The sequence below is a fragment of the Paenibacillus sp. FSL P4-0127 genome (assembly GCF_038007325.1).
In the GTDB taxonomy this organism is placed as follows: Bacteria; Bacillota; Bacilli; order Paenibacillales; family Paenibacillaceae; genus Fontibacillus; species Fontibacillus macerans.
The window spans coordinates 15,764-31,707 of sequence record NZ_JBBOWY010000001.1 but is presented as its reverse complement, the minus strand read 5'-3'; the positions used below and the strand labels follow the sequence as shown (position 1 = coordinate 31,707).

Annotated in this window: 13 protein-coding genes; all 13 read left to right on the top strand. The window is 61.3% G+C overall.

The window, feature by feature from the left end; all coding sequences use genetic code 11:
* Positions 1-5 precede the first annotated feature (5 nt).
* The 13 genes from NYE74_RS00115 to NYE74_RS00055 are packed head-to-tail and all read left to right on the top strand — an operon-like array spanning position 6 to position 15,395.
* On the top strand, positions 6-1,139 hold the full coding sequence (locus tag NYE74_RS00115; protein ID WP_341004533.1) for a polysaccharide deacetylase family protein: 1,134 nt from the start codon (positions 6-8) through the stop codon (positions 1,137-1,139).
* Complete coding sequence (locus NYE74_RS00110; RefSeq protein WP_051985751.1) at positions 1,129-1,809, top strand: YveK family protein; 681 nt, start codon at positions 1,129-1,131, stop codon at positions 1,807-1,809. The genes NYE74_RS00115 and NYE74_RS00110 overlap by 11 nt, the downstream gene beginning before the upstream one ends.
* Complete coding sequence (locus NYE74_RS00105) at positions 1,806-2,849, top strand: Gfo/Idh/MocA family protein (RefSeq protein WP_051985750.1); 1,044 nt, start codon at positions 1,806-1,808, stop codon at positions 2,847-2,849. Before NYE74_RS00110 ends, NYE74_RS00105 begins: the two co-directional genes overlap by 4 nt.
* Positions 2,850-4,196, top strand: coding sequence for a nucleotide sugar dehydrogenase (locus NYE74_RS00100; protein WP_227872875.1), 1,347 nt, complete (start codon positions 2,850-2,852; stop codon positions 4,194-4,196). It abuts the gene before it with no gap.
* A 31-nt stretch (positions 4,197-4,227) separates the two neighbouring features.
* The gene (locus NYE74_RS00095) at positions 4,228-4,821 is read left to right on the top strand and encodes an acyltransferase (RefSeq protein WP_124332816.1); all 594 of its coding nucleotides are present in this window, start codon (positions 4,228-4,230) and stop codon (positions 4,819-4,821) included.
* Positions 4,818-5,996: a DegT/DnrJ/EryC1/StrS family aminotransferase gene (locus NYE74_RS00090; protein ID WP_051985749.1), complete on the top strand. Its 1,179-nt coding sequence runs from the start codon at positions 4,818-4,820 to the stop codon at positions 5,994-5,996. The genes NYE74_RS00095 and NYE74_RS00090 overlap by 4 nt, the downstream gene beginning before the upstream one ends.
* 10 nt (positions 5,997-6,006) lie before the next feature.
* The gene (locus tag NYE74_RS00085; protein ID WP_341004532.1) at positions 6,007-7,398 is read left to right on the top strand and encodes a lipopolysaccharide biosynthesis protein; all 1,392 of its coding nucleotides are present in this window, start codon (positions 6,007-6,009) and stop codon (positions 7,396-7,398) included.
* A gap of 4 nt (positions 7,399-7,402) precedes the next feature.
* Positions 7,403-8,974 carry a polysaccharide deacetylase family protein gene (locus NYE74_RS00080; RefSeq protein ID WP_051985748.1) on the top strand — a complete coding sequence of 524 codons (1,572 nt, stop codon included), beginning with the start codon at positions 7,403-7,405 and terminating at the stop codon, positions 8,972-8,974.
* 19 nt (positions 8,975-8,993) lie between these two features.
* Positions 8,994-10,340 (top strand): glycosyltransferase, encoded by a 1,347-nt coding sequence (locus NYE74_RS00075; RefSeq protein ID WP_124332815.1) that lies wholly within the window; start codon positions 8,994-8,996, stop codon positions 10,338-10,340.
* A 3-nt stretch (positions 10,341-10,343) separates the two neighbouring features.
* A complete protein-coding gene (locus NYE74_RS00070; RefSeq protein ID WP_124332814.1) occupies positions 10,344-11,597 on the top strand; it encodes an O-antigen ligase family protein in 1,254 nt (417 codons plus the stop codon).
* Positions 11,594-12,757 (top strand): glycosyltransferase, encoded by a 1,164-nt coding sequence (locus tag NYE74_RS00065; RefSeq protein WP_036626581.1) that lies wholly within the window; start codon positions 11,594-11,596, stop codon positions 12,755-12,757. The genes NYE74_RS00070 and NYE74_RS00065 overlap by 4 nt, the downstream gene beginning before the upstream one ends.
* A complete protein-coding gene (locus NYE74_RS00060) occupies positions 12,754-13,968 on the top strand; it encodes a glycosyltransferase family 4 protein (RefSeq protein ID WP_051985746.1) in 1,215 nt (404 codons plus the stop codon). Before NYE74_RS00065 ends, NYE74_RS00060 begins: the two co-directional genes overlap by 4 nt.
* The gene (locus NYE74_RS00055) at positions 13,965-15,395 is read left to right on the top strand and encodes a sugar transferase (protein ID WP_124332812.1); all 1,431 of its coding nucleotides are present in this window, start codon (positions 13,965-13,967) and stop codon (positions 15,393-15,395) included. The genes NYE74_RS00060 and NYE74_RS00055 overlap by 4 nt, the downstream gene beginning before the upstream one ends.
* Positions 15,396-15,944: the final 549 nt, after the last annotated feature.

The window sequence follows — 15,944 nt, the reverse complement described above, 5'->3', positions numbered from 1 at the left end:
TAGGTATGGAGACTAAACGGGGGATTTTGGTGGTATCGCTGGATTTCGAACTGTATTGGGGCGTCCGGGATCTTTGCAGCATTGATGAGTATGCGGATAAATGGGGCGGCGAACGCGAAAGAATTGCCGAAATACTAGATTTATTCCGCGATCGCGGCATTCATGCCACTTGGGCGACCGTGGGGCTGCTCTTTTTTGCCGGCAAGGAAGAGATGCTTCAGGGGCTGCCCGCGCTTAAGCCGGCATACTCGGATCCCCGTTTGTCCCCTTACGGGCATATCGCGGGCGGCGGCGTCGGACAAGGGGAGGACGATGATCCCCATCATTTTGCGCTGTCGCTGATCGAGCGGATTCGCTCCACCCCCGGCCAAAGAATCGGTTCCCACACGTTTTCGCATTATTATTCATTGGAAAAAGGACAAACCGAACGGCAATTTTACAGCGACCTGCAGGCCGCGGCGGACGTTGCCGCTAAACGGGGAATCCCCCTCGAAAGCCTGGTGCTGCCCCGCAATCAGATCCGCCGCAAATACGTCGGCCGGCTTGCGGAGCTTGGCATCAAGACGTATCGCGGCAACCCGCAGCACCGGCTGTACCGGGACGGATATTCCGTTTCCGATCCCCCGCTGAAGCGAGCGCTTAGGCTGGCGGACAGCTATTTCAACCTGACCGGCCACCATACCTATCCGGCGGAGTCGCTCGCCCCCAAGGCGCCTTTGAGCTTGCCGGCCAGCTTTTTCTTCCGCTCGCCGCCGCGTTGGCTCGGCTGGCTGGAGCCGCTGAGGCTGTACCGGATGCGGCGCAGCATGACGCACGCGGCGAAACACGGGCAGGTGTACCACCTGTGGTTTCATCCCTACAACGCCGCGGAGGAGGCGGGCATGCGGGCGCTGAAACGGCTGGCGAACCATTTTCGCCGGCTTGCCGAACGCTACGGCATGATCAGCCTGAACATGGAGGAGCTTGCCGAGGCTGTGCTTGCCGGCCGGCCGGCAGCGGAGCAGGGAGGAAGGCCGGCGGAAGGAGCGGGGGCCGAGGCTGATGCTTTCCCGGCGCGTGCGGAAGAAACGGTGTCCGCTTGCCGGACTTCCCCCGGGCCAAGTTATTCCGCAAATGAGGTGAAGCTTCATGGACATTGAGTTTTTGGGCAGAGCGGTCAAACGCCATTGTATCGCTTTTGCGGCCGTAATCGCGCTATGCATCGGCGCGGCCGTGCTGGCGAACGAGCTTGTAAGCCCGGCTTACCGGGCCGACGTCAGCCTGGTGGCCAATATCGTATCCAAGCCGGATTCCAGTACATATAACGAATTTTTGGCCAGCCAAATGCTGACGAAAACATACGAGGATACGATCCAAAGCCGGTATATCGCCTCCGAGGTCAAAAACAAGGTTTCCGCGCCGCAATCCGCCACCGAACTGCTGAAGAAAGTCAGGGTGCGGACCGATCCGGGAACGCTGGTCATCTTGCTGTCTTACACCGGGAGCGACCCCAAAGAAGCGGTAGCTATCGCCAACGCTTTTGCGGAAACGTTCGTGGCGAGATCCAAGGAAATCATCGCGGACGCCAACGTCTCGATTTTGGATTCGGCGAGCATGGAGGAGGCGGCGATCCCGGTCAGCCCGCGCAAAATGCTCAATATCGCGCTGGCGGCCTTCGCCGGTTTGTTTGCGGCGTTAAGCCTGGCGTTGGCTCTGGAAAAAAGGGACGAGCGAAAAAAGGCGCGGCGCTATTTGCCGGAAGATTACCCGGGCACCCTGAGAGACATTGGTCCGGATGGAAGAAATTATAGAGGAGGGGCGATACGATGAATTTTGCGATCGCGGGATGCGGACATATCGCGGGCAAACATATCGAGGCGATCGAGAATACGGAGGGAGCCCGGCTGGTTGCCGTATGCGACCCGAATCCGGGGCGGCTGGCGGAGATGCGGATGCGGCTGCCGGACGCGGCCTGCTATGCCGAGCTCGGCACGCTGCTGGAACGGGAGCCGGACGTGGACGCGGTGTGCGTCTGCGCGCCGAGCGGGCTGCACGCGCAGCTGGCGCTGAAAGCCGCGGCCGCCGGCAAGCATCTGGTGCTGGAGAAGCCGGTGACGCTTGATCTGGAGGAAGCGGAGCGGCTGCGGCAGGCCGTGCGCGCCGCCGGGGTACGGGCGGCGGTCGTGCACCCGAACCGGTTCAGGCCGGCGATCCGGCATTTAAAAAACGCGCTGGCGCAAAACCGGTTCGGCAAGCTGAGCCACGTAAACGTCACGGTCCGCTGGAACCGCAGCCAGGCGTATTACGATCAGGCCGCCTGGCGGGGAACCAAAGCGATGGACGGCGGCGTGCTGATGAATCAGGCGATCCATGGCCTCGATTTGCTGCAGTGGCTGTTCGGCCCGGTGGCCGAAGTCAAATCGCTCGTCGCCACGCGCGTCAGGCGGATCGAAGCGGAGGACGTGGCGATCGCCGCGATCCGGCTGGAGAGCGGGGCGCTTGGCGTGATCGAAGCGGCCACGACGGTGTACGGGCACAACCTGGAGGAGACGATCGCCGTCTTCGGCGAAACCGGCTATGCCGTCATCGGCGGACGAACGGCCAACTGGATCCGCCATTGGGCGTGCGCGGGCATGTCGGAAGAGGAGACGGCGGCGCTGATCCGCGAGGTGGAGCAGGACCCGTACGGCATTCCGGGGCATCAGTGCATCATCGCCGACCTGGTAGGCGCGGTAGCCGAAGGCCGCGAGCCGGCGGTCACGCTGGAGGACGGCATCCGCGCCGTCGAGCTGGCGCTGCAGATGACCGGGGGCGGCCGCGGCGGAGATTTCCGTCTGGTTCCCGAAGGCGCGGGAAAGGGGGAAGTTTGAATGCGAACGGAAGTCTTGAGAGCCGGGTCTTCCCGTTATGGCCGCATGGAGCTGCTGCGCAAGCTGGAGGACAAAACGGCGGTCATCGGCGTGATCGGCCTCGGTTACGTCGGGCTGCCGCTGGCCGTGGAAAAAGCGAAGGCCGGCTACCGCGTCATCGGCTTTGACGTGCAAGCCCGGAAAATCGACATGTTAAACAGCGGGCATAACTACATCGGCGACGTAGTCGATGAGGATTTGCGGGAAATGGTGAGGGACGGACGGCTTAGCGCGACGGCGGACTATTCCTTTTTGAAAGGCGTGGACGCGGTCGCCGTCTGCGTGCCGACCCCGCTCGATATTTACCGGCAGCCGGACACGAGCTACGTGGAGAACTCGGCCCGCGAGATCGCCAAATTCCTGCATCCGGGGATGCTCGTCGTCCTAGAAAGCACGACCTATCCCGGCACGACGGATGAACTGGTCAGGCCGATTCTCGAAGCGACGGGGCTGCGCTGCGGCAGCGATTTTTTTCTGGCTTATTCGCCGGAACGAGTGGATCCCGGAAACAAAACGTTTAATACGAAAAACACGCCCAAGGTGGTCGGCGGCGTAACTCCGGCCTGCTCGGAGGTGGCGGAAACGCTGTACCGGCAGGTGCTCAACGGGGACGTTCATGTCGTGTCCAGCCCGGCGGTGGCGGAAATGGAGAAAATTTACGAAAACACGTTCCGCCATATCAACATCGCGCTGGCCAACGAAATGGCCGTCCTTTGCAGCCGCATGGGGATCAACGTATGGGAAGTCATCGACGCGGCGAAATCCAAGCCCTACGGGTTTATGGCTTTTTATCCGGGACCGGGGCTCGGCGGACACTGCATCCCGATCGATCCGTTTTATTTGACCTGGAAAGCGCGGGAATACGGCTACCATACGCGGCTTATCGAACTGGCCGGCGAAATCAACAACGCAATGCCGGAATTCGTCGTGCAGAAAATCGCCGAGATCCTGAACCGGGACGGCAAGCCGCTGCGCGGCTCGACCGTATATTTGCTGGGCGTGGCTTACAAAAAAGACATCGACGATTACCGGGAGTCGCCGGTGTTGACCATGATCGGCCTGCTGGAGGAACGGGGCGCGAACGTGCGGGTCAGCGACACGCATATCCCCGAATTCCACTGGCGCGGGAAGCGTTACGTGTGCGAGGAAGTGACGGAGCGGCGGGTCGGCGAGGCGGACATTGCGGTGATCACGACCGATCACTCCGGATTTGACTACGACCTGATCGGCAGAGCCAGCCGTATTTTGCTCGACACCCGTAACGGTATGCGGGGCCGGCGGAAGCCGGACAATTATTATTTGCTCTGATTTTAAAAATTTAAGTTGAGGAGTCAGTGGAATGGGAAACGGATATGTGCATTCAACCGCGGTAGTCGATCCCGGCGCGCAAATCGGGGAGGGGACGAAAATATGGCATTTCACGCATGTGTCGGCCACGTCCGTGATCGGAAAGCGCTGCAGCCTCGGGCAAAACGTGTATGTCGCCGACCGCGTGACGATCGGGGACGGGGTGAAAATCCAAAACAATGTTTCCGTTTACGAAGGAGTCATTTTGGAGGATGAAGTGTTTTGCGGGCCGAGTATGGTGTTCACCAACGTGCTGACCCCGCGTGCGGCTTTTCCGCGCAACCGCAGCACCGATTACCAGGTAACCCGGGTCGGGCGGGGCGTTTCGATCGGCGCGAACGCGACCGTCGTCTGCGGGGTGGCGATCGGGGAATGGGCTTTGGTGGGCGCGGGGGCCGTCGTCACCCGGGACGTCGCGCCGCATGCGCTGGTCGCCGGGGTGCCCGCGCGGCAAATCGGCTGGGTCTGCCGCTGCGGGCAAACGCTTGGCTTTAAGGCGGGGCTTGCGGCCTGCGGGGACTGCGGCAGGGAATACCGGCTGGAGCAGGATCGCATCGCCATGTTGAAGGAGGCGAATCCGGCATGAATCAGGCGCAGGGCTTAAACGGTTACGGGACAGGTGATGGCGATCAAACCGCCGATCCCATTCCCGTGTTGGATCTGAAGCGGGAGGTCGCCGAGCTGAAGCCGCGGCTGCTGGAAGCGATTGAGGCCGTATTGGACGAAGCGGCGTTTATTATGGGGAACCAGGTGAAGCAACTGGAGCGGGAAGCCGCCGATTACCTGGGCGTACGGCACGCGATCGCCCTGAATTCCGGCACGGACGCGCTCGTCATCGCCCTGCTGGCGGCCGGAATCGGCCCCGGCGACGAAGTGATCACGACGCCGTTCACGTTTTTTGCCACCGCGGAGGCGATCAGCCGAGTGCAGGCGGTTCCGGTGTTTGCCGACGTCGATCCCGCGACGTTCAACCTGAACCCGGACAGCCTGGAGGCGGCCATCACGCCGCGGACAAAAGCGCTCCTCCCGGTGCATTTGTTCGGCCGTCCGGCGGAGATGGGCCGGATTATGGACATCGCACGGGCGCATGGGCTGATCGTCATCGAGGACGCCGCTCAGGCGTTCGGCGCGGAAACGGGCGGACGCAAGGCGGGAACGATCGGGCACGCGGGCTGCTATTCCTTTTTTCCTTCCAAAAATCTCGGCGCCTACGGCGACGGCGGCATGCTGGCGACGGACGATCCGGCGCTGGCCGAGACGGCGGCGATGCTGCGGACGCACGGCTCGAAGCGGAAGTACTACAACGAGCGGATCGGCTTCAATTCCCGGCTCGACGAGCTGCAGGCGGCCATATTGCGGGTGAAGCTCCCGCACGTCGACGCCTGGAACGAGCAGCGCCGACTTGCCGCGGACCGCTACGGGGAACTGCTGCATGGGCTGGATGGGCTTATTTTGCCGGAGAAATGCGAGGGCGGTGTCAAGCACGTATATCATCAATACACGATCAGGGTGCTGAACGGGAAAAGAGACGAGCTTAAGGCCGCCCTGGCCGCCGCGGGGATCAGCACGATCGCGTATTATCCGCTGCCGGTCCACAAGCTTCCCGTTTATATGGCCGATAACGGGGGGACGCCGCTGCCGATGGCCGAACAGCTGTCGCAGGAGGTGCTGTCGCTGCCGATCGGGCCGCACCTCGGAGAGGATGCGCAGCGTTACATCGCCGGGCATATCGAGCGTTTCATGAAATCAAGTAAGGATTGAGAAGCGAAACATGTTCAAAAAGTTACCCTTCGCGCGGCAAATTTACGGCCTGCGGGAGCTGTTTCATGTCCGCCATGCCGTCAGTTTGTTCCGCAAGCTGGCCGGCGACGGCTTTTTGCGCAACGTGTTCGTGCTGGCCAGCGGAACGATCGTCAGCCAGGTCATCATTCTGGCGACGCTGCCGATTTTAACCCGGCTTTATTCGCCTTCGGAATACGGGACGTATTCGATGTACCTGTCGATCATCGGCATTCTGCTCATGGTCATTTCCTTTTCGTACGAAAACGCCATTACCTTGCCGGAGGACGACCGCACGGCCTCGAGCGTGCTAAGCCTGTCGCTTAGGATTTGCATCGGCGTCAGCATCGCCAGCGGCATCGGCATTCACATTTTGGAGGGGCCGCTGGCGGCTTGGATGCATGAATCCTACGTTGCCCATTATTACCTGCTGTTTATCGTCAGCCTGTTTGGCGCCGGTTTTTATCAAATTTTGAATTATTGGTCCATCCGCAAAAAATATTTCCGCGAGCTGGCGCGAACGAAATACACGCAAAGCATCGCCCAGGTATCTTCGCAGATCGGGCTCAGCCTGTTTCAACTGGGCCCGCTTGGCCTTATCGTCGGCGACATTATCGGCCGCTTCGGTGGCCTCGTTCCGCAGTGGAAGCTGTGGCGGCGCGATGTGAAGCGGCAGCAAATCGTCTCGGGCTGGGCCGATCTGCGGGACAGCGCGTACCGGTACCGGAGGTTTCCGCTGCTGTCGATGTCGTCCAACGTGTTGAACAGCATCGTGCTGTACATACCGGCGATTTTGCTGGCCTCGTTGTACGGGACTCAAGTGGCCGGGTGGTTTGCGCTGTGCCAGCGCATTCTCGGGTCGCCGATGACGCTGATTATGACTTCTGTCCGCAATGTGTATTTGTCGGAATCATTGGACTATATGATCAATGATCCGAGCCGGCTTTACCCCTTGTTTCGCAAAACGGTCCGCAATGTTTTCCTTGTCGGTCTGCTGATTATTCTGGCGCTCGTTGGCGTCGGCCCTTTTCTGTTTCCGTTTCTGTTCGGCGGCGAATGGGCCGAGTCCGGCAGCTATATCCGCATCTTGTCGGTCATGTATTTGAGCCAGTTCGTCGCCAATTCGGTCGGCTCGACGATCGACGTGATGGAGCGGCAGGACCTTCACCTGTACCGGGAAATCATCCGTACGTTTCTGATTCTCGGTTCCCTGACGTTCGCCTGGTTCACCCATCAGACGGCGGAAACGGCGATCTGGCTGTTCAGCGGCGCTTCGACGCTTGGCTATGTGCTGCATCTGATGCTCTCCTGGCATTCGGTGCGGAAATACAAGGCGCAGGGCGAAGCGGGGAGCGAACCAATACAGAGCAAGGAGCGAGGATAAGGGAATGTTGACGGTATACTCTCCCCTGTCACGCCTGCCGGAAAGAGAATACATCTACCGCGTGGTTTTGGGGGAATTTCTGGGACTTGAATACAACGTGGTTTACGGGGACGGCAAACAGATCGAACTGGTCATGATTGAAGCTACGGCGGCTTCGGATATTTCGAAAACTTCGAAAACATCGGAAACTTCGGATATTTCGGGTGCCTCGGGTGCCTCGGGGGCCTCGGGGGCCTCGAATGCCTCGAATGCCTCGGATGCCTCGGGGGCCGCAGGTTCGGGCCGCTCTTCGGACACGCGCACTGTAACGCCGGTGTCCGCCAAAAGGCTGCGGATGCCGGACGTGCTGCTGCAAACCCCCGATGCGCTCTGGCTAAAGGAGGCTTCCCTGCCGCGCCTTCCGTTGGACCGGTTTCGGCCGCCGGGCAGCGGCGAGGCGGAACCGCCGCTCCCGGTTATTTACGGGCGGAAAGGCGGGAAGGGCGAATATGTCGAGGCGGACGTAGAGGGATTTTACCTGGGGATCGATGTGTTCGGCAGCAGCCTGTTTATGCTGACGCGCTACGAGGAGCTGGTCATCCGCGAGCGCGACCCGATCGACCGGTTTCCGGCCACGGCGTCGCTCGCCTACCGCGAGTCCTTCCTGGACCGGCCGATCGTCAACGAATACGTGGAGGTGCTGTGGCGGTTCATGAAGCGGCTGTGGCCCGGTCTGACCCGAAAAGTGAGAACGCCGGCGGTCCGCATAACCCATGACGTCGATTTTCCCTTTTACATCTATGGCCGCAGCCGGCTGCGCGTGTTTCGGGATATCGTCATGGATGTGCTTCGGCGGCGGGATCTCGAATCCGGCCGGAAGAAGGCCAGAATGCTGTACCGGGGGCGGGAGAGCCTGGCCGGAGATCCGTACAACACCTTCTCCTGGCTGATGGACCAGAGCGAACGGGCCGGAATCCGCAGCGCTTTTTATTTCATCACCGAGAAGACCAAACCGGGCATTGACGGCAATTATGCGATCGAGGATCCGAGGATTCAGCAGCTGCTGCGCGAAATTCACGCCCGGGGCCATGAAATCGGCCTGCATCCGAGCTACAACACCTACTTGAACCCGGCCCGCATCCGCCAGCAATTTCAAAAGCTGGTGGAAATCGCCCGGGCCAACGGCATCAGGCAGGACCGCTGGGGTGGAAGACAGCATTATTTGCGCTGGCAGGCCCCGGATACGTGGCAGTTTTGGGAGGACGCGGGACTGCAGTATGACAGCACGCTCAGCTATGCCGACCGGGCGGGCTTTCGCTGCGGCGTCTGTTACGAATTCCCGGTGTTTAATCTGAAAACCCGGAAGGCGCTGGCCTTGCGGGAACGCCCCCTGATCGTCATGGATCAGACGATTTTGCATCCGGAGTACATGGGGCTGGACCATGAGCAGGCTTATGATGCAATCCGCGGCTATTATCGGGAATGTATGAAATACAGCGGGGACTTTACGATGCTGTGGCATAACAGCCAGCTGCTGAAAACTTCGGAGCGCGCCGTTTACAGCAAATGCCTGGAGCTCATCGCCGCTTCACCGTAATCGTTAGGAGGAAGCCGTTTTGAAAATTGCCTATTTGATCCACTGGAACGAAGGACCGGACAGCGGGGTGTACAAAAAAGTGACCGGCCAGGCGCTCGCTTGGGCATCGCTGGGCCACGAGCCGGCGCTGTTTCTGTTCACCAGCCGGCATGGCGAAAGCTGGGAGGAAGCGGCAGGCGGCGGAATCCCGGTCATCGTGGAAACGTATCGGGGAAAGCCCGGCAGGTTGGCGCGTTTTCGGGCCTTGCTTGCAGACTTGCGCGCCTGGGGGCCCGATGTCGTTTACCATCGCTTCGATCTGTATTACCCTTCGCTCCCCCGGCTGCTTCGGGAATTTCCTTCGGTGCTTGAAATCAACACCAACGATGTGTCCGAACTGGCGCTGGAGCGCGGCCCGGGCCGGCTGCGTTATTACTACCACCGGCTGACGCGCCGCTTCGTGCTCGGGGCCGCCGGCGGGTTCGTGTTCGTCAGCGGCGAGCTGGCGGAAGCCCCGTGCTTCCGCCGTTACGCGAAGGACAAGGCGGTCATCGGCAATGGGATCGACCTGGCGCGGTACGCGTTGGCACGGGAGGGCGGCGAAGTGCGGCCCGTTGAAGCGCAAGCCGCTGAAGTGCAGGTTGCTGAAGCGCAGGCCGTTGGGGCGCAGGCCGCTGGAGCGTGCAACCCGTCCAGCCGGGAGGTTGGCCAAGCGGCGAGCCCCGCAGAAGACGGAAGTGAAGCTGAACCTATGGCCGAAGACGCATGTTTTACCGATTCGTGCGCATCTTCGGCCGGCCCGCACGCGCCAGCGGCTGGCCCGCACTCGGCGGCTTCCCTAGCCGGAGCCGAAGACGCCGTCCGCTTCGTGTTTCTCGGGTCGGCCGGGCAGGCTTGGCACGGGGTGGACCATATCGCCGAGCTGGCCGCGGCCAAACCGCATTGGCGATTTGACATCGTCGGCGTGGAGCGCGGGGAGCTGGCGCTGCCGATTCCGCCCAATATGACGTTCCACGGCCGGCTGCTGCAGCGCGGCTACCAGCCGCTGCTCGACCGGGCCGACATCGCGATCGGCACGCTGGCGCTGTACCGCAAAGGGATGGAGGAAGCGTCCCCGCTGAAGGTCCGGGAATACCTGGCCAACGGGCTTCCGGTCATTACGGCGTACCGGGAGACCGATTTTCCCGATCCGGTTCCGTTTGTCCTGCAGCTGCCGAACAGGCCGGGAAATGTGCTGGAAAACCTCCCGGCGATCGAGCGGTTTGCGCGGAGCTGGAAAGGACGCAGGGTGGAGCCGAACGGCATCGGGCATTTGGACACCGCCGTCAAGGAGGCGGCCCGGGTCGGATATATGGAACGGATCAGGGAACGGAAAAGAGGGAGTTAAGGGATGCCGGTGCTGACCTTGTTTTGGCTGGCGCTGCTTGGCGGGGCTGCAGCCGTGTTCTTTTTGCAGTGCCTGCTGGTTCTGAAAATGAAAGTGGATGCCGCGTACCTGTTTGCTTTCTGCATCTACTTCGACCTGTTCGGCTACTTTTACAAGCTCTTGGCGCCGGGGCAAGCGCTCGTGCTGCTGATCGCGCTTCCGCTTTTGCCGGTGCTCGCCGCCCTGTTTCATAGGCCTACTTCAGCGCGAGATATTTTCCGGGACCCCGGGGTTTGGCTTTGGGCGATTTTTTTCGTTTACGCGCTGGTCTCGCTGGCCTGGGCGCCATCCGATTCGGCGGGCCTGACGAAAGAAATCGTGTTGTTTGCCCACGGCGTGATCCCGGCGGCATACATTTACATTGTTTATAAAAAATACGGCAAGTTCTCCTGGACCGCCGTCGCCTGGGTTGGGTTGGCGTTTGCCGCCGCCCATCTGCTGCTGGGCGAATACTCGGGGGAATATCCCGGCAGGCTGACGCTGCCCGGCGGCAACCCGATCTTCCACGCGCGGGCTTCGCTGATGACGGCAACCGTTTGTTTGTGGGCGAAGCCGATACCGCTGCCGCTCCGGTTGACGGCGCTGGCGGCGGCGCTCGTTTCGGCCTTTGCCACGCAGTCGCGCGGTCCGGTGGTCGTATTCGCGGCGGCCAACGCCGTCATGTTCGCCGTGTGGCTGATCCGGAAATACCGCAATAAACGGTTCGGGCTGTCCCGGCTGCTGGTGCCGCTGCTGCTCCTGCTTCCCCTGGCCGGCGCGGCCTTGTCCGCTTACGGACCGCAGCTTGCGCAGTGGATCGGCGGCAGCCGGTTTATGGTGCTTTTCGACGTCAATCAGCTCTTTGGCGACGATAATTACATCGGGCGGCTGGAGCTGCAGGCGAAGGCGCTGGAAAAGTTTGCGGCATCGCCCTTTTTCGGGGCCGGACTGGGGAGTGTGACGCAACCGCTGGCCCGGGATTTTCCGCACAATATCGTGCTGGAAATCGCCGCCGAAGGGGGAATCGCCGGGCTGACGTTATGGACCTTCGCCGTTTTATTCGCATTGGGGGCGGCCGTCGGACGGTCGCCGCTGCTTGCCGTCCTGCTGCTGCAGACGGCCGGGTACGCGCTCGTGAGCGGGGACTTCGGATTCAACTACGAATACGTCGTGATCGCGTTTACCGCCCTGTCGCTTATGCCGCAAAGACAACCGAAAGGAGCCGTTAGTACGCTATGAAAATCCTGTTTCTTATCACCGGGTTTGACTATGCCGGCGCGGAAAGCCAGGTCGTCCTGCTGTGCCGGGATTTGCGGGCCAGAGGCTGCGAAGTCAGGCTCGTCACGATGATTCCGCCGGTCGCGTACCTTGACGAATTGCGCGGGCTTGGCGTGGACGTGCGCTCGCTGAACATGAAGAAAGGCGTCCCCGATCCCCGCGCCATTTTCCGCCTGGCGAGGATCATCCGGGAAATGCGGCCGGACGTCGTCCACAGCCATCTGGTCCACGCCAACCTGCTGGCCCGGGCCACCCGCTTGTTCGTGCGGATTCCGTTCTTGATTTGCTCCGCCCACAATATAAATGAGGGGGGAAGATGGCGGGAATTGCTGTACCGGCTCAGCGACCCGCTCGGCGATTTGCTGACGAACGTCAGCCGGGAAGCGGTCGAACAATATATTAAACGGAAAATCGCGCCCCGCCGCAAAATCGTTCTGATGGAAAACGGGATCGATCTTAGCCGGTTTGCACAGGATGAGCGGGAGTGCGCGCGGATACGCGCCGAGATGGACATCTGCGGCTCGCCGAAGCCGTTCGTTTGGCTGGCCGCCGGGCGTTTTGTCCCGGAGAAAGATTACCCGGCCATGCTGCTCGCCTTCGCGAAGGTGCTGCAGGCTTATCCGCACAGCCGCCTGTGGATCGCCGGAATCGGCCCGGAGCGGCCGCGCGCCGGACAATTGGCCGTGAAGCTGGGGATCGAAGACCGGGTGCGGTTTCTCGGCATTCGCACCGACATCCCCGCACTGATGAACGCGGCCGACGGTTACGTGCTTTCCTCCAAATGGGAAGGATTGCCCATCGTGCTGCTGGAGGCCGCCGCCAGCGGTCTGCCGATCGTCGCCACCCGCGTCGGCGGAAACGCGGAGGCCGTACAGGACGGTGTGAGCGGCTATATCGTTGAACCGGAGGCTCCCGATGAGCTCGCCGGAGCGATGGAGCGCATCATGGCCCTGGCCCCGGAAGACCGGGAGGAGATGGGCGAGCGCGGCCGGATCCATGTGGCGGAGCATTACGAGATCGGGCGCGTCGCGGCGAAATGGGCGGAGCTTTACGGCCAAGCCGCAGGGCGGAGCCTGGCGCCCGCGGAAGCGGCGCTCGGAAGCGGGGTGGGGGAAGGATGAGCGGCAAAGCGGCTTATGTCGCGACCGTTTACGCCCACTTGGCCGCGTTCCACCTGCCGTTTATGCGGGATTTGGAAAGCCGCGGCTTTGAGGTGCACGCCTATGCGGCTCCCGATCACTGCCGCGACGAATTGCTTGGGGCGGGCTTTGTCTGCCGCGATCTTCCGTTCAGCCGCCGGCCGCTTACGTCCGGCAACTTCAAGGCGCTGCTTGAACTCGCGAAATGGATGCGGCGTGAGCGGTACGAGTTGGTCCACGTCCATACCCCGAACGCCGGCGTCATCTGCCGGCTGGCGGCGGCTTGGGCCGGCGGCGGCAAGGTTCTGTACACCGCGCACGGGTTCCACTTTTACAGCGGCGCGCCGTGGCGGAATTGGCTGCTTTATTATCCGCTGGAGCGCTTGATGGCTCGTTTTACGGACGTGCTGATTACGATCAACCGGGAGGATTACGAACGCGCCGCCCGTTTTCCGGTTCGCGGAAAGGCTGCGTATTTGCCGGGCGTCGGCGTCGATCTTGGGGAGTTTGCCCCGGCCTCCGCCGCCGAGGCGGCGCGGCTGCGCCGGGAGCTGGGCCTTGCGCCGGGAGACTTTGCGATTCTTTGCATCGCCGAGCTGAACGGCAACAAAAACCAGCGGCAGCTGCTGGAGGCTTTGCGGGAGCTGCGCGGGCGGGCGGTTCCCGCCGTCCTGCTGCTGGCGGGAACCGGCGGCCGGGAGCGCCATTACCGGCAGCTTGCGGAGGATCTCGGACTGCGGGAAGCGGTTCGTTTCCTCGGTTACCGCAAGGATATTCCGCAGCTGCTTCAGGCCGCCGACGTGCTGGTGCTTTCGTCCCGCCGGGAAGGGCTGCCGCGCGCGCTGCTCGAAGGCCTGGCGGCAGGCAAACCGCTGGTGGCCACGGACGTGCGGGGCAGCCGGGATTTGGCCGTCCCGGGGCACAACGGCTATCTCGTTCCGGTAGGGGACGCCCGGGCCGCCGCGGAGGCCTTGGCCGAGCTGTATGAGCATCCCGGGCTGCGGCGGCGGATGGGCGCAGCCAGCCGGATACTGGCCGCGGAGTACGATCTGGATAGGGTGCGCCGGGAACTGGCCGGAATTTATGCTGAAGCGGAAGGAAAAGGGAATGGGAAAGGGAATGTCCGCGTCCCCGCACGGCATGATGCGCAGCCGCTGCGGACCGGCGCCGGGGAAAAGGAGGGGAGCCTTTGATTAAACTGTATCGGAGCAGGGGAATGAAGGTGGTGTTATGGCTGCTGGACGGCCTGATGGTTTATGCCGGCTGTTTGCTTGCCGAGCGGCTGCTGGTACTGGCGGGCAGAGCCTTCCCGCTTGTTGCGGTCCAGGAGGCCTTTTTCCGCAATGCCCCGTGGCTTGTGCTGTTTACGATCGTGACATACTATTTTTTTAATTTGTATGATTTGGCCGGGCGGCGCAAACCATCGCAGTTTTTGTTCAATCTCGTATTGGCCCAGCTGTTTATCGCGGCCGAACTGATCGTTTTCGGGTATGGGACGCGGTCGTTTTTTTTGCCGCCGTGGCTGCTGTTTGTGACTTTTTTTGTACAATTGCTGCTGTCGTTTGGTCTGAGGCTGCTGTTGTTTTTTGTACAGAGTCAGGGCATCGGCCGCAAACGGACGTTGGTCGTCATCGGCCCCGGCTCGCCTTCGGACTTGACCACGCTGCACAAAATCATGCTCAAAGGCAAACCTTGGTTCCACATTGAACGGATCATCCAAAGTGCCGAGGCGGGGGAGAGGCTGCCGGAGCACGTCTGGACGGGCATCGAAGCGCTGATCGTCGGCCCCGGTCTGCCTTCCCCGGCGAAAGCGGAATGGGTCCGACTGGCCGGGCGGAGAAATGTGGAGGTCGTCATGATTCCGGACTTTTATGAGCTGTATTTGGCCGACGCCGAGCCGCAGCAAATCGACGATCTGCTTGTCTATTCGCTGATGCCGCCGCATCTTTCGCTGCCGGAGCGGCTCGTCAAGCGCCTGTTCGACCTGCTGGTCTCCGGGCTGCTGCTGCTGGCGGCCTCCCCCGTCATGCTGTTCATGTTTGCGGCGATTCCGCTGACATCCAAAGGCAAAGCGCTGTACGTGCAGGAGCGCGTCGGGCTTGCGGAAAAGCCTTTCCCGCTCTATAAATTCCGCAGCATGGTGGAAGACGCCGAGGGGATGACCGGCCCCGTGCTGGCGGGGCGGGACGATCCCCGGATCACGCGGCTGGGCCGGTTCATGCGGTCTACCCGCATCGACGAGCTGCCGCAGCTGTTCAACGTGCTGCTTGGGCAGATGAGCCTGGTTGGCCCCCGGCCGGAGCGGGCGTTTTTCATCAACCGGTTCAAGGAGGAGCTGCCCCACTATACATACCGCATGATGGTCAAACCCGGGCTGACCGGTTACGCCCAGGTGATGGCCGGCTATGCGTCCACGCCGTCCGACAAGCTTCGCTACGATCTGATGTACATCAAACGATACTCGCTGCTGCTCGATATCCAGATTTTGTTCCAGACGATCCGGGTCATTCTTCAGCGCGAGCAGGCAAAGGGGGTGGAGCATCCGGCGCCGTCGCCCGCTCCGTTGCCGGTGGCGCCGCCGCCTATGGCTTCGTCCTCATCGTTTGAGGGAACTTCATAGACCGCCGCCGCGGCCCCCGCCATCGAGGACCCCGCATCGTCCTCCCATACCAGAGAGGAGAAGGTTTGCGGCCGGCTAAAGAAAAACAACCGCTAAACGCACTTCAGCTTTATTGCGCCAGCGATCGGCGCTTTTTTGTTGTTGAGACTAGCCTACCGGCATGGCCATTGGATATATCCAATAGAATTGGAAATCCAATGGTAAATACGACCGCCTGATTGGATTTTTCCAATCAAACTTCCGCTCTCCGCCTGAAATCGGGTCATTTGTCCTGGAATTTCACGTATGAATAGCCTGACTAACCTGGAAATCGGCGCTTGGCGGTTGGCTCCTGGAACGGCGAAGAGGACCAACCATCGGCTGCAAAATAGCGGCACTTTATGTACTTATTATCCGGAGCCAAGCCTGTTCATTCCCAATAGCGGCAATTTGTGTACTTATTTTCCAGGTATGGTCCGAAACGCGGGCATTTCCTTGCGACGGGGGGAAATAACGACATAAAATGCCTCTATTGCACTCAAACAGACGGATATCGCCGGAATAGCAACA

Coding starts and splice junctions, on each gene's coding strand:
- NYE74_RS00115 (WP_341004533.1), top strand. CDS start 6: ATGGAGACTAAACGGGGGATTTTGGTGGTATCGCTGGATTTCGAACTG.
- NYE74_RS00110 (WP_051985751.1), top strand. CDS start 1,129: ATGGACATTGAGTTTTTGGGCAGAGCGGTCAAACGCCATTGTATCGCT.
- NYE74_RS00105 (WP_051985750.1), top strand. CDS start 1,806: ATGAATTTTGCGATCGCGGGATGCGGACATATCGCGGGCAAACATATC.
- NYE74_RS00100 (WP_227872875.1), top strand. CDS start 2,850: ATGCGAACGGAAGTCTTGAGAGCCGGGTCTTCCCGTTATGGCCGCATG.
- NYE74_RS00095 (WP_124332816.1), top strand. CDS start 4,228: ATGGGAAACGGATATGTGCATTCAACCGCGGTAGTCGATCCCGGCGCG.
- NYE74_RS00090 (WP_051985749.1), top strand. CDS start 4,818: ATGAATCAGGCGCAGGGCTTAAACGGTTACGGGACAGGTGATGGCGAT.
- NYE74_RS00085 (WP_341004532.1), top strand. CDS start 6,007: ATGTTCAAAAAGTTACCCTTCGCGCGGCAAATTTACGGCCTGCGGGAG.
- NYE74_RS00080 (WP_051985748.1), top strand. CDS start 7,403: ATGTTGACGGTATACTCTCCCCTGTCACGCCTGCCGGAAAGAGAATAC.
- NYE74_RS00070 (WP_124332814.1), top strand. CDS start 10,344: ATGCCGGTGCTGACCTTGTTTTGGCTGGCGCTGCTTGGCGGGGCTGCA.
- NYE74_RS00065 (WP_036626581.1), top strand. CDS start 11,594: ATGAAAATCCTGTTTCTTATCACCGGGTTTGACTATGCCGGCGCGGAA.
- NYE74_RS00060 (WP_051985746.1), top strand. CDS start 12,754: ATGAGCGGCAAAGCGGCTTATGTCGCGACCGTTTACGCCCACTTGGCC.